The 13220-nt window shown below is 73.8% G+C and carries 9 protein-coding genes, 1 tRNA gene and 1 pseudogene; 4 read left to right on the top strand and 7 right to left on the bottom strand.

The annotated features are described in order from the left end of the window. Positions 1–57: 57 nt before the first annotated feature. The gene (locus tag KME75_RS23070) at positions 58–864 is read right to left on the bottom strand and encodes a coiled-coil domain-containing protein (RefSeq protein WP_219416963.1); all 807 of its coding nucleotides are present in this window, start codon (positions 862–864) and stop codon (positions 58–60) included. 107 nt (positions 865–971) lie between these two features. Here KME75_RS23070 and selD point away from each other — a divergent pair, with 107 nt between their 5' ends. From selD to cds1, 3 genes and pseudogenes are all read left to right on the top strand, one after another. Beyond that, positions 972–1994 carry a selenide, water dikinase SelD gene (selD, locus tag KME75_RS23075; protein WP_219416964.1) on the top strand — a complete coding sequence of 341 codons (1023 nt, stop codon included), beginning with the start codon at positions 972–974 and terminating at the stop codon, positions 1992–1994. A 320-nt stretch (positions 1995–2314) separates the two neighbouring features. Next, a pseudogene (locus KME75_RS23080) lies at positions 2315–3662 on the top strand (alkaline phosphatase PhoX). Between the two features lie 10 nt (positions 3663–3672). Continuing rightward, on the top strand, positions 3673–4776 hold the full coding sequence (cds1, locus tag KME75_RS23085) for an L-cysteine desulfhydrase Cds1 (RefSeq protein WP_219416965.1): 1104 nt from the start codon (positions 3673–3675) through the stop codon (positions 4774–4776). A 79-nt stretch (positions 4777–4855) separates the two neighbouring features. On the opposite strand, the gene KME75_RS23090 is transcribed toward cds1, so the two are convergent. The 6 genes from KME75_RS23090 to KME75_RS23115 form a co-directional block, all read right to left on the bottom strand. Continuing rightward, positions 4856–6259, bottom strand: coding sequence for an amidase (locus KME75_RS23090; RefSeq protein WP_219416966.1), 1404 nt, complete (start codon positions 6257–6259; stop codon positions 4856–4858). 232 nt (positions 6260–6491) lie between these two features. Beyond that, positions 6492–7544 (bottom strand): NrfD/PsrC family molybdoenzyme membrane anchor subunit, encoded by a 1053-nt coding sequence (gene nrfD / locus KME75_RS23095; RefSeq protein WP_219416967.1) that lies wholly within the window; start codon positions 7542–7544, stop codon positions 6492–6494. Next, positions 7544–8365: a 4Fe-4S dicluster domain-containing protein gene (locus tag KME75_RS23100; RefSeq protein WP_219416979.1), complete on the bottom strand. Its 822-nt coding sequence runs from the start codon at positions 8363–8365 to the stop codon at positions 7544–7546. Before KME75_RS23100 ends, nrfD begins: the two co-directional genes overlap by 1 nt. Before the next feature lie 173 nt (positions 8366–8538). Then, positions 8539–11805: a formate dehydrogenase gene (gene fdh / locus KME75_RS23105; RefSeq protein ID WP_219416968.1), complete on the bottom strand. Its 3267-nt coding sequence runs from the start codon at positions 11803–11805 to the stop codon at positions 8539–8541. Positions 11806–11842: 37 nt separating this feature from the next. Then, positions 11843–11938, bottom strand: a tRNA-Sec gene (locus KME75_RS23110). 10 nt (positions 11939–11948) lie between these two features. Next, complete coding sequence (locus KME75_RS23115; protein WP_246632659.1) at positions 11949–12347, bottom strand: STAS domain-containing protein; 399 nt, start codon at positions 12345–12347, stop codon at positions 11949–11951. Between the two features lie 184 nt (positions 12348–12531). Between KME75_RS23115 and KME75_RS23120 the strand changes: the two genes are divergently transcribed. Beyond that, on the top strand, positions 12532–12807 hold the full coding sequence (locus tag KME75_RS23120) for a DUF2795 domain-containing protein (protein ID WP_219416969.1): 276 nt from the start codon (positions 12532–12534) through the stop codon (positions 12805–12807). Positions 12808–13220 lie beyond the last annotated feature (413 nt).

Below are 13220 nucleotides of genomic sequence, written 5' to 3' on the forward strand. Positions count from 1 at the left end.
GGACGGCACCCACCGCCGGCGCTGTGTGCCGTCCCGACCGGGTGTGTGCCGGGGCCGTCAGCTGCTGGACGCGCCCGCGCGGGCCGTGTCGCGCGAGCTGCTGGGCAGCGCCATGGTGTGTGGCTCGCTCGGCTCGTCGCCGCGCTTGTCGGTGCCGGTGCCGGTGCCGGAGCCCGTGTTCAGCTCCGTGCCGAGGAGCTTGTGCAGCCGGGCCATCTCGTTGCGCACGCCCTCGTGCAGCGACCGGATCCGGCGCAGCTCCTGCTCGGCGGCGTCGCGGCGCCGCTTGAGGTCCTGCTCGCTGCGGTGGCGCACCTCGTCGGCGCGGTTCTTCGCCTCGCTCACGAGGGCGTCGGCGTTGTGCCGGGCGTCGTCGGTGATCCGGGTGGCCTCGTCCCGGGCGGAGGCGAGCGTGGCCGCGGCCTGCTGCTCGCGCTCCTGGATGGCCACGTTGCGCTGCGCGGCCTCCTGGTCCAGCTCGGCGGACCGGGCGATGAGCTTCTGCTCCACCTCGTGCCGGTGCCGCTCGGCGTCGGCGCGGGCCTGCTCGACGAGCGCGGTGGCCTCGTTCGCGGCGCGGCTGCGCACGTCGGCGGCCTCGTGCTCGGCCAGCCGCAGGATCTTCTCCGCGCGGAACCCGAAGCTCTCCTGGGAGATCGCCGGGCTGTCGCCCTGCTGCGAGCGGACGGCGCGCAGCTCGCCCTCGGTGGCCCTCGCGTGCTGCTCGGCGGCCTGGCGGGCGCTCTCGGCCGCCGTGAGCCGCTCGCGCAGCTCCCGCATCTGGGCGTCGACCTGGTCGCGGTCGTACCCCCGGCGTACGACGTCGAACGAGGCCGCGGAGTTCTGGGCGGAGCTGATGGTCACGCCGGGTAGTGTTCTCGCTCGCTAGGGTGGCCCTCCACACGGTGTCGGCGGGCGGAGCCCTGGATGCGTTCGGCGGCCACCGCGATGATCAGGTCTACGCTGCCGGTGTGACGTTGCGGCGCCTGACCGAGTTCAGCCATGGTGCGGGGTGCGGGTGCAAGCTCGCCCCGGGTCTGCTCGCGGACGTGCTGCGCACGCTGACCCCGCAGACGCATCCGGACCTCCTCGTGGGCACCGAGACCGGCGACGACGCCGCCGTCTGGCGCCTGGACGAGCAGCGCGCGCTGGTCGCCACCACCGACTTCTTCACTCCTGTCGTCGACGACCCGCGGACCTGGGGCCGCATCGCCGCCCAGAACGCGGCGTCGGACGTCTACGCGATGGGCGGCCGGCCGCTCCTCGCGCTGAACCTCGTGGCGTGGCCGTCGACGGAGCTGCCCACGTCGATGCTCGCCGAGGTGTTGGCGGGCGGAGCCGAGATCGGCGCCGAGAACGGGTTCGCGGTGGTCGGCGGGCACAGCGTGGACGACCCGGAGCCGAAGTACGGGCTCGCCGTCGTCGGGGAGGTGCACCCGGACCGGATCCTCACCAACACCGGTCTGCGTGACGGCGACGCGCTGGTGCTCACGAAGCCGCTGGGCGTCGGGGTGGCCACCACGGCGATCAAGGCCGGTTCGGCGTCCGAGGACGTGGCCGCGGCCGCCGTCGCGTCCATGACGGGCAGCAACGCCCGCGCCGCCCTGGCCGCGGTCGAGGCGGGCGCCACGGGTTGCACCGACGTCACCGGCTTCGGGCTGCTCGGCCACCTGCACAAGATGGCCGCCGCGTCCGGGGTGGACGCGGCGCTGGACGTGGCCGCCGTGCCGTTCCTGCCCGGGATCCGCGGGCTGGCGGCGGCCGGGGTGCTCCCCGGCGGCAGCAGGCGCAACCGGGACTGGGTGGCCCCGCACGTCGACGCCGGCCCGTTCGGGGAGCTGGACGTGCTGCTGCTCGCCGACGCGCAGACGTCCGGCGGCCTGCTGTTCGGGGCGGAGCCCGCAGCGGCCGCCGCCGCGGTGGCGGAGCTGGGCGGCGCCGCCGCGGTGATCGGGACCGTGCGGACGGGGACGGGGCGCATCACGCTGCGCTGACGGCGCGCCCCGTTTCGGTGCGTGCGCCCGTCGACGGGGCGCCCCGGCCGAGTAGGGGCGCATCGACGCAGAAGGGGTGCATGGGGCTGCGGCGTGGGGCCGGTCGGCCGTGCGCCCCGTTTCGGTTGATGCGCCCCGTCGACCGGGTGCATCGACCGAACAGGGGTGCGTCGGCGGAGACGGGGTGCCTGGACCCGGCTAGTGACCGGGCGCCGCCGCTGCGTTCCGCGTCCACCGGGTCGGGTGGTGGGTTCGTCCGATCGGGGGGCCCGCGGCCCGTTCTCCCACGGGACCGGCCCTCGGTCGGGTTGGTTGCCCGGATGCGCACTGCTCTGTCCCGCCGGGGGTTCCTGCGGCGCACCGCAGCGGGCGTGCTGCTGGTCGGCAGCACCGACGTGCTGCTGACCGCGCGGCCTGCGATCGCCGGGCCACTGGGGTACGGCTCGCTCGTCAACGACCCGGACGGGCGGCTGGCGCTGCCGAAGGGCTTCCGCTATCAGGTGGTCACGGAGGCGGGCAGCACCGAGCTGGAGTCGGGGGAGCCCACACCGCGCAACCACGACGGCACCGGCGGGTTCGCGGTCAAGGGCGGCGGCACGGTGCTCGTCAACAACCACGAGATCCGCGAGGGCGCGGGCACCGACCTGCAGGTACCGCACCTCGACGGGCTCGTCTACGACCCGGGCGCAGCAGGCGGCTGCACGATCGTGCACGTCGACGCGGAGTCGCCGCGTGAACGAGCGCGTCGGCATCGCGGGCACCGCCACCAACTGCGCGGGCGGGGTCACGCCGTGGGGCACCTGGCTCACCTGCGAGGAGGCCGACATCCGCGCGGGCTCCGACGGGTTCGAGCGCGACCACGGCTACGTCTTCGAGGTCGACCCGTTCGACCGCACGGCCCTCCGCGACCCGCGGCCGATCATGGCGCTGGGCCGGTTCGAGCACGAGGCCGCGGTCGTCGACCCGCGTACGGGCGACGTCTACCTCACCGAGGACGCCTCAGGCCCAAACGGGCTGTTCTACCGGTGGCGCGCGCCGGAGGGGTTCCGCGGTGGGCGCGGCGCGCTCCGCGAGCTCGACGACACCGCCGGCGTCCTGGCCGCGATGCGCTGCACGGACGAGTCCGGCGACCACGTCGACGACCTCTCGCGGGCACGGGAGACCGGCACCCGCTACGACGTCGAGTGGGTGGAGGTGCCCGGCCGCGACGGCCGCGACGACTCTGTGCGCCGCCAGCTCGGCGACGGCGACGTCACTCGGGGCCGCAAGCTCGAAGGAGCCTGGTGGGCGGACAACGGCGCCTACGTCGTCTCCAGCTACGCCCGCGACGAGAGCCCGCAGCAGCACGACGGGCAGGTGTGGTTCTACGACCCGCGCCGTCGGACGCTGACGCTGGAGCTGCTGTTCGGGGTGGACGGCGTGGAGGGCTCGGACGGGCCGGACAACATCACCGTCTCCCCGCACGGCGGCGTGATCCTCGCCGAGGACGGCGACGGCAGCAAGCACCTCGTGGGCGCGGCCGCCGACGGCACGACGTTCCGGATCGCGCGCAACGAGCGCGGCGGCGAGTTCGCCGGGCCGGTCTTCTCCCGCGACGGCAGCACCCTGTTCACCTGCACACAGGAGCCGGGCACCCTCTACGCGATCACGGGACCCTGGGCTCGCTAACGTCGCGGCCGTGGACTCGCCCGTCGACCGTTCCTGCGACCGCACCCGCGCCTGGGTGACCGAGGCGATCCGGCTCGTCGAGGCCGACGCCAACCGCTCCGCCGACACGCATCTGCACGTGTTCCCGCTGCCCGCGGACTGGGGCGTCGACGTGTATCTCAAGGACGAGTCGGTGCACCCCACCGGCAGCCTCAAGCACCGGCTCGCCCGGTCGCTGTTCCTGTACGCGCTGGCGAACGGGTGGATCGTCGAGGGCACCACGGTCGTGGAGGCGAGCTCGGGGTCGACGGCGGTGTCCGAGGCGTACTTCGCGCGGCTGATCGGTGTGCCGTTCGTGGCGGTCATGCCGCGGCGCACGAGCCCGGAGAAGATCGCGCTGATCGAGCGGTACGGCGGGCGCTGCCACTTCGTGGACCAGCCGCCCGCGATGTACACCGAGGCGCAGCGGCTCGCCGAGGAGACCGGCGGCCACTACATGGACCAGTTCACGTTCGCCGAGCGCGCCACCGACTGGCGGGGCAACAACAACATCGCCGAGTCGATCTTCGAGCAGCTCGCGCTGGAACGGCACCCGGTGCCCGAGTGGGTGGTGATGGGCGCCGGCACCGGTGGCACCTCCGCGACGATCGGGCGCTACCTGCGCTACCGCCGCCACCCCACCCGGTTCGCCGTGGTCGACCCGGAGAACTCGGCGTTCTTCCCGGGTTGGGTCGCGGGCGCGCCCGACTACGGCACCGGCATGCCCTCGCGGATCGAGGGCATCGGCCGGCCGCGGATGGAGCCCAGCTTCGTCCCCAGCGTGATCGACCTGATGATCCCCGTGCCGGACGCGGCGAGCGTGGCGGCGGCGCGGCACCTGCACGCCGTCACCGGCCGCTGGGCCGGCGGGTCGACGGGCACCAACCTCTGGGGCGTGTGGCACCTGGTGGCGCGGATGCGGGCGGCAGGCATGCACGGCAGCGTCGTCACGCTGATCTGCGACGGCGGCGAGCGGTACCGGCACAGCTACTACGACGACGGGTGGGTCGCGGCGCAGGGCATGGACCTCGCCCCGTACACGGCCACGCTGGAGCGCTTCATGGCGACGGGGGAGTGGGCGCCGCCGGAGCCGTGAGCGTGCCGACCCGTTGCAGCAAAGCCACTTTCATGCCAGCCAGTTGCGTCAAAGTGGCTTTGCTGCAATCCCGGATCCCTCAGCGGGCGCGGGCACCCACCGCCTCCGGGACCTTCCGGCCCTCCAGCCGCGCCGCCGCGGCGAGCAGCCGGTGCTCGTCGCCCGGCCGGCCGACGAGCTGGACCCCGATCGGGCGGTCGCGCACCATCACCGAGGCGACCACGGCGGGCAGCCCGGCCAGGTTCCACGCGTGGGTGTACGCGGCCTGCGGGGCGGCGTGCAGCACGGTCGAGAGGTACCGGCGGTCCTGCAGGGCACCGGCGGGTCCGGGCGGGCCCGCGACGGCCGGGGTGATGAGCAGGTCGTGCCCGCCCGCGTCGAGCCAGGCGAGGAACCGCTCGCGCCAGGCCTGGGCCGCCCGCGCCCGGGGCGGGGCGTACCGCAGGATCCGCCGACCCCTGCGGGCAGCGGTGGCGGTGCGCGGCTCCAGCTCGCCGCGGAACGGGTCGTCCGGGTCCGGTGTGCCGAGGCCGAGGTCGGCGACGTCCTGGGCGATGCCCGCCTGCCACCGGCGGGCCCACAGGCGCAGCACCTGGCGCGGGTAGGGCGGGTCGGCCAGCGTGACGGACGCGCCCGGCGTGCCGGGCCCGCACGCCCGCAGGCGCGCGGCCGCGCCGACGGCGGCTGCCTGCTGGTCGGGGTGCAGCCGCCCGAACGGTGTGGGGTTGCGCAGCGAGAGCGCGACGCCGGCGGGCCACCCGTCGTCGACGTCGGCCGCGGCCCGGCCGGAGAGCACCTCGAGCATCAGCGCGGCGTCCTCGGCGGAGCGCGCGATCGAGCCGGTGACGGTGAGGCCGCACCAGTGTTCCTCGGCGCCGCCGGGCAGCGGCAGCACGCCGGCCCCGGGCTTCAGCCCGACGAGCCCGCAGTGCGCGGCGGGGATCCGGACCGAGCCGCCGCCGTCGGTGCCCAGCGCCAGCGTGGCCATCCCGGCCGCCACCGCGGCGGCGCTCCCGCTGCTCGAGCCGCCGGGGTCCGCGGTCTCGTCGAGCGGGTTGCGGGTGGTGCCCAGGGGCGACTGCCCGAAGCTCCACGCGGCCAGCTCCGGCATCCGCGTCTTGCCCATGACCACGGCCCCGGCCGCGCGCAGGCGTTTGACCAGCTCGTCATCCCGCTTGGCGAGCTCGGTGGAGGTGGCGGCGGAGCCGCGCCGCGTCGCATAGCCGGAGACGTCGATCGTGTCCTTCACCGCGACCGGGACCCCGGCCAGCGGCAGGGCGAACCGGTCGGCGCGCTGGTCGACCCCGGTGGCCTCGGCGAGGACGCGCTGCGCGTCGTGCGCCTGGAAGGCGCCGACGGTGGCGTCGCGCTCGGCGATCCGGGCGAGGTGCGCCCTGGCCACGTCGACGGCGCTGCTGCGGCCGTCGTGCACCCTCGCCACGATCTCGGCCGCGGTGAGCGCGGTCAGGTCGAGGTCGTCCATCGCGTCACGATCGCACTGATCAGCGGTTTTGGGGAATCGACCCGCCGTTCCCCGGGCAACCCGGGCGGCTGATCATGCCCTCGCTGCCCGCCGAACCCGACGATCGGCCGACGGATCGCCTCTGCGTCTTTCGTCGCGGCGCCCGTCGGGAACGCCACCGTGGGTCCGCGGGTAGAACGGAAGGCGGCGGGAAGGAGGTGGCGTCATGCGGAACAGGGGATGGTGACGTCCGTCAGGAGCGGGGGGCCGGTGAGGTGCTCTGCTCCGTCTCGAGCCGGCTGCCCTCGCCGCTCGCGCGCTCGCGGCGGGCCAGCCGCTCGCGCTGCGGGGCGACGACGTGCTGCGGGTCGGCCGCCGACTGCATGCCCGCCTCGAACACCGCGAACCGCGTGGCCAGCGAACCGGCGGTGAGCGCCAGCCCGGCGGCGACCGACCCGGCCCGGCTGCGCCGCCCGAGCAGCGCGCCGATCCCGCCCACCGCGGTGAGCGCGTGGGCGAGCCGGTTCCACCGCCCGGCCTTGCCGGTGCGGTAGGCGTCGCCGATGCCGCCGGGCAGCCGGTCGAGCTTGTGTTCCAGCGCCTTTCCCGCGGCGAGCTCGATACCTGCAGCCACCGCACCCAGCCGCGCGACCGGGGGGTTCTCTCCGGTGGTGGCGAGCACGAGGCCGGCTCCGGCGCCCGCGGCCGCCGCGCTGCTCACGAACAGCAGCGGCATCTCGTCGCGCGCCTCGTGCCAGGCGGGCACCGCCGTGTCGGAGAGGAGCACCGCGGTGTAGCCGGCCAGCGGCGGGCCGAACAGCGCCGCACCGAAGCCGGCGAGCCTGCCGAGCCGCGGGGCGATGCCGGTGACCTCCGATGCCGCGGCGGCCGAGGCCAGCCCGGCGTACGGGGCGAGGATCCACGACCCGACCGACAGCGGCGAGGTCGGCTTGAACACGCGCAGCATGTTGAGGAACCGCGAGGGGCGGCCGAGGTCGTGCACCAGCGCGACGGTGCCGGCCATCGCCCCACCCGCGGCGACCAGCCGCGCACCGCGCCGCAGCGCCGGGCGGCCGGTGGCGTCGGCCAGCACGGCCAGCACCGACGACGTGCCCGCCATGCCGCCGGCCCACAGGTAGACGGGGACGTCCGGGTTCTTCCACGTCGGCTTCTTGATGATCGGGCGCCCGTAGTACGAGGCGAACTCGGCCTCGGGCACCATCGAGCCCTTGAGCCGCTTGCGGCCGCGCCGCCTGCGGGGCTCCACGGCGCCGTTCGTGTCCACCGGCTCCGGACCCCCCGCCATCAGCGCCGCCCCCCGATGAAGGCGGCAGCGACGGCGACCGCGAGGCCGGCGGCGGCCGCAGCCGCCCGCTTCCACATGCCGGGCAGGTCCCGCGTGGTGACCACCGGGTCCGGCGGCAGGCCGTAGACCTCCGGCTCGTCGAGCAGCAGGAAGAACGCCCCGTCGCCGCCTACACCGTCGTCCGGGTCGCGGCCGTAGAGCTGCGCCCCGGCCACCCCGGCCTCCTGCAGCTGCGCGAGCCGCCGGTCGGCGCGCTCGCGCAGCTCGTCGAGCGGGCCGTACTGGATGGACTCGGTGGGGCAGGCCTGCGCGCACGCGGGGGTGAGCCCGTCCTTCGTGCGGTCGTAGCAGAGCGTGCACTTGAACGCGCGCCCGTCGCCGGGGCGGATGTCGATCACGCCGTACGGGCAGGCCGGGACGCAGTAGCCGCAGCCGTTGCAGATGTCGGGCTGCACATAGACGGTCTCGAACTCGGTGCGCATCAGCGCTCCGGTCGGGCAGACGTCCAGGCAGGCCGCGTGCGTGCAGTGCTTGCAGACGTCGGATGCCATCAGCCAGCGCACGTCCCCCGCCGCGGGATCGCGCGGCGGTGCCTCGACGAAGGCGACATGCCGCCACGTGGACGCCCCGAGTGCGCCGGAGTTGTCGTAGGACATGCCGAGCAGGTCGAGGTCGGCCATGTCGGTGGACCCGCTGCCGCTGGGGCCGACGTCCGCCGGGACCTCGTTCCACTCCTTGCAGGCCACCTCGCAGGCCTTGCACCCGATGCACACCGAGGTGTCGGTGAAGAACCCCATGCGCGGCGGCCGCACGTCGGGCATGCCGAGGTAGGACGCCCGTTCGGTCTGCCCGGTGACGGGCGTGGTGTAGGGCGTGCCGATGTTGCCGCGGAAGCCCGCGGTCGGCTCGGTGGCGCTGCCCTCGCGACCGCCGGCGGCCCGCTTGGTGGGGTGGCCCGGCCGGTCGGTGCCGGTGACCTCGTACCTGCCTCCCGTCACGGCTGCAGCCCCGCTCTCCGCTGGTAGTCCTCGACGAGCGCCCGCAGGCCCGCCGCATCGCCCGGCTTCCGGCCGGGGCGGATGTCGCAGGTGAGCACCTTGGACTCCTGAATGTGGACATTGGGGTCGAGCGCGATCGACAGCAGGTCGTTGGCGCTGTCGCCGGTGGCGTGGCCGCCGTGGCCGAAGTGCCACGGCACCCCGATCTGGTGGCTCTCGCGGCCGTCGATCCGTAGCGGCGTCATGCGTTCGGTGACCAGCACCCGCAGCTCGATCGCGCTGCGGGCGGTGACGAGCGTGGCCCACCCGTTGTTCACCAGGCCGCGCTCCCGGGCGAGCTCGGGGGAGACCTCGCAGAACGCCCTGGGCTGCAGCTCGGCGAGGTAGGGCAGGTAGCGGCTCATGCCGCCGCCGGTGTGGTGCTCGGTGAGCCGGTAGGTCGTGAGCACGTACGGGAACACCTCGGAGCCGATCGGGTGGTGCCGGTTGCCCGGCCGGTCGTAGAGGATGGCCGCGGGGTTGCGCGGCTGCCCGGGGTGCAGCCGGTTGCGGTGCGGTGTCTCCACCGGCTCGTAGTGCGTGGGCAGCGGCCCGTCCACGAGCCCGGCGGGCGCGAAGAGCCACGCCTTGCCGTCGGTCTGCATGATGAACGGGTCGGTGCCCGACAGCGCCTTCGGGCCCTTCGCGCCCTCCGGCGGGACGTAGTCGGGCGCGGTGTCGGCCGGGAAGTCCGCCACGTCGTGCCCGGTCCAGCGCTCGCCGTCCCACCAGACCAGCGCCTTGCGCTCGCTCCACGGTTTCCCGTCCGGGTCGGCGGAGGCGCGGTTGTAGAGCTGCCTGCGGTTGGCCGGCCACGCCCAGCCCCACTCGGCGGCCACCCAGTCCTGCTCGTGGGCGGGCTTGCGCCGGGCGGCCTGGTTGACGCCTTCCGCGTAGACGCCGCAGTAGATCCAGCAACCGCAGCTGGTGGAGCCGTCGTCCTTCAACTGGGTGTAGGACGAGAGCGGCTCCCCGTCGGGGCCGCGGCCGTTGATCTCCTCGAGCACGTCGGCCGCGGTGGGCTCGGCCTTGGGACCCTCCACGCCGTAGTCCCACGTCAGCGCCTTGATGGGTGCGTCGCGCGGGTCGTCGGACTCGGCCAGGCGCTCCTTGATGATCCGCCCGAGGTGGTAGAAGAACCACAGTTCGCTGCGGGCGTCCTCGGGCGGCTCCACGGCCTTGTGCCGCCACTGCAGCAGCCGCTGCGTGTTGGTGAACGTCCCGTCCTTCTCGGTGTGCGCCGCTGCGGGCAGCAGGAAGACCTCGGTGCCGATGTCCTCGGTGCGCCACTCCCCGGAGGTGACCTCCGGGGAGTTCTTCCAGAAGGTGGCCGTCTCGACCTCGGTGTAGTCGCGCACCACCAGCCACTCGGCCTTGGTCAGCGCCTCCCGCTGGAGCCGGGCGTTCGCACCGCCGACCGCCGGGTTCTCGCCCGCGACGATGTAGCCGGGCACCTTCCCGTCGAGCATGTCGAGGACGGTCCGGTAGTTGTTGTGGTCGCCGGTCAGCCGCGGCAGCCAGTCGAACCCGTAGTCGTTCTCCGCCGTCGCCGCGTCGCCGAACCACGCCTTGAGCAGGCTGACGATGTAGTGCGGCATATCGCCCCAGAAGCCCGCCTTGCCCACGTCGGGCTGCACGTAGCTCTCCAGCGACCGGCCCCGCTCGTCGGCGGGCATCGGGAGGTAGCCGGGGAGGATGTTGAACAGCGTGGGGATATCGGTGGAGCCCTGGATGCTCGCGTGGCCGCGCAGGGCCATGATCCCGCCGCCCGGCCTGCCGATGTTGCCCAGCAGGGCCTGCAGGATCGACGCGGCGCGGATGTACTGCACGCCCACGCTGTGCTGGGTCCAGCCCACCGCGTAGGACCAGTTGGTGGTGCGCTCCCGCCCGCTGTTCTCGGTGATCGCGCGCGCGAGCGCGAGGAACGTGTCCTGCGGGATGCCGCAGACCTCTTCGACGAACTCCGACGTGTAGCGCGCGTAGTGCCGCTTGAGGATCTGGAACACGCACCGCGGGTGCTGCAGCGTCTCGTCGCGCTCGGGCTTGGCCCCGATCGACGCGCCGCCGCTGCCGTACTGGTCGCCGCCTGCGGTCTCCCGCTGCTCGCCGCTGCCGTGCTGCTCCTCGCGCCGCTCCTCGTCGCCGTCGCTCTCCTCGTCGCCCCCGCCCTGCAGGGTCCCGCGCTTGCCGGCGGCCGCCCCCACCTTCGCGCCCTCGTACTCCCACGACGAGATGTCGTAGGCCGACTCGTCGGGGTTCCAGCCGCTGAACAGGCCGTCGAGGTCCTCGGTGTCGCGGAAGTCCTCGTTGATGATCGCCGCCGCGTTGGTGTACGCGACGACGTACTCGCGGAACTCCTTGCCCTCGCTGAGGACGTGGCGGATCAGCCCACCGAGCAGCGCGATGTCGGTGCCGGCGCGGATCGGGACGTGCAGGTCGGCCAGCGCGCTCGTCCGCGTGAACCGCGGGTCGATGTGGATGATCTTCGCGCCGCGCAGCTTCGCGTCCATGACGAACTGGAAGCCGACGGGATGGCACTCGGCGAAGTTCGAGCCCTGGATGACGATGCAGTCGCTCTTCGCGAGGTCCTGCTGGAAGGTCGTGGCCCCGCCGCGACCGAAGCTGGCCCCCAGACCGGGGACGGTGGAGCTGTGTCAAAGACGCGCTTGGTTCTCCACCTGGATCGCGCCGAGCGCCGTGTACAGCTTCTTGATGAGGTAGTTCTCCTCGTTGTCCAGCGTGGCGCCGCCGAGGTGGGCGATCCCCATCGTCCGGCGCAGGAGCCTGCCCTCGGCGTCGGTCTCCTGCCAGGTGCGCCTGCGGGTGTCGAGCACCCGGTCGGCGATCATGTGCATCGCCCTGTCGAGGTCGAGGTCCTCCCACTCGGTGCCGCCGGGGCGCCGGTAGCGGACCTTCGTGACCCGGTCGGGCCGCGTCACGAGCTGCTTGCTCGCAGCGCCCTTCGGGCAGAGCTTTCCCAGCGAGATCGGCGAGTCGGGGTCACCCTCGATCTGGATGATCTTCTCGTCCTTGACGAAGATGCGCTGGCCGCAGCCCACCGCGCAGTACGGGCAGATCGACTGGACGACGCGGTCGGCCTCACTGGTGCGCGGCCGCAGCTGCTGGCTGCGGCCCGACTTGGCGGCGTCTCCGCGGCCAGTCCGGTCGGGTCCCGTCGCCTGCCGGACCACCGGCCACATCTCGATCCACTGGCGCACGCCCACGAGCCGCCGGTTCCCTTCCGGGTCGATCCTCAAACGTTGGCGGAGGCGGACGGGAATCGAACCCGCCTGACCGAGCTGCTCGGCCACGTCGGTTTTGAAGACCGCGGGGGCCACCAGGCGCCCTTACGCCTCCCTGGCGACGGTCAGCGCGCGGCCCCCAGGGCCTGCGGCACGTCCTCCGCGATGTCGAAGAGCCCGAGCAGCCCGGTGGCCTCCAGTGCGCGGGTGACGATGCGGGAGCCCAGTACCAGCCGCAGCTGGTGCCTGCGCCGCTCGGCTTCGTCGCGTGCGGCGACGAGCACGGCGAGCCCGGCCGAGCCGAGGAAGCTGACCTCGCTCATGTCGAGCACCAGGAGGGGGACGTCGGCGAGCTGCTCCTCCAGGCGCGAACGCAGGATCGGGGCGGTCAGCGTGTCGATCTCCCCGACGACGTGCATCACGCGGGCGTCGTCACCGTGGCCGACCACGTCGAACCGGACGACCTCGCCGATCTCGTCGGCGTCGCCTTCCATCGTCGCAGGGTCGACGGGGGACTCGCTCATGCGCACCGGCTCCTCGAGGGTGACGTCGGGACTCGTGGCGCGGACTGTGGTCGGGGCCGCGCGCCAACCCTACGGGCGGCCCCATGGGCGCACAACAACGCCCCCGGCCACCGCGTTTGGCCAAATGTGACCTGGGTAACATGACGGCGACGACGGCGTCGGGGCCGTCGGATGGAGGTCGACGGTGTACCGCAAGAACCCGGGCGCGGACGCCCAGCGGATCTCTCAGGTCCTCGCCGGCATCACCTATCCGGCGGCGAAATGGCAGCTCATCATGCAGGCCGAGGAGTACGGCGCCGACGCGGGCACCCGTGCGGAGCTGTGGGCGCTGCCCACCGGCACCTACGCCGACCTGGCCGCCGTGATCACCGCCGTCGGGCTCGACCGCCGCCCCGTCGCCGCCCGCTACGGGGCCGCGCCTGCGCCCGCCGTCCCCGGCAGGTTGCGCCCGTTGCGCTGACCCCGGGTAACACCGGCGGGTGACACCGCGACACCGGGCACGGGTGGTGCCACCACCACTGCGGCAGTCGCGAACGACCGGGCCCCGACCGATGCCGGTGGGCGGGGCGAGGGCGGACGACCCGGCGGTGGCACGGTGCAGGGCATCGCGCAGGGGGCGTTCCTCGGCCTGTTCATGATCGCCGCAGGCGTGGCGGCGTTCCGGATGACCGACGAGGAGTGGGTGAGCGGGGTGCGTGGAGCGGGGCGCTGAGCGGAGCTTGCGGAGCGAGCATCAGGGTTGAGCGGAGCTTGCGGAGCGAGCATCAGGGTTGAGCGGAGCTTGCGGAGCGAGCATCAGGGTTGAGCGGAGCTTGCGGAGCGAGCATCAGGGTTGAGCGGAGCTTGCGGAGCGAGCATCAGGGTTGAGCGGAG

It is taken from the genome of Pseudonocardia nigra, from assembly GCF_019396355.1.
GTDB lineage: Bacteria > Actinomycetota > Actinomycetes > Mycobacteriales > Pseudonocardiaceae > Pseudonocardia > Pseudonocardia nigra.

Bases quoted from the DNA above. Each gene is read 5' to 3' on its own strand.
- KME75_RS23090 (WP_219416966.1), bottom strand. From the start codon at position 6,259: ATGGACGACCTCGACCTGACCGCGCTCACCGCGGCCGAGATCGTGGCG.
- nrfD (WP_219416967.1), bottom strand. From the start codon at position 7,544: ATGGCGGGGGGTCCGGAGCCGGTGGACACGAACGGCGCCGTGGAGCCC.
- KME75_RS23100 (WP_219416979.1), bottom strand. From the start codon at position 8,365: ATGCCCGACGTGCGGCCGCCGCGCATGGGGTTCTTCACCGACACCTCG.
- KME75_RS23115 (WP_246632659.1), bottom strand. From the start codon at position 12,347: ATGAGCGAGTCCCCCGTCGACCCTGCGACGATGGAAGGCGACGCCGAC.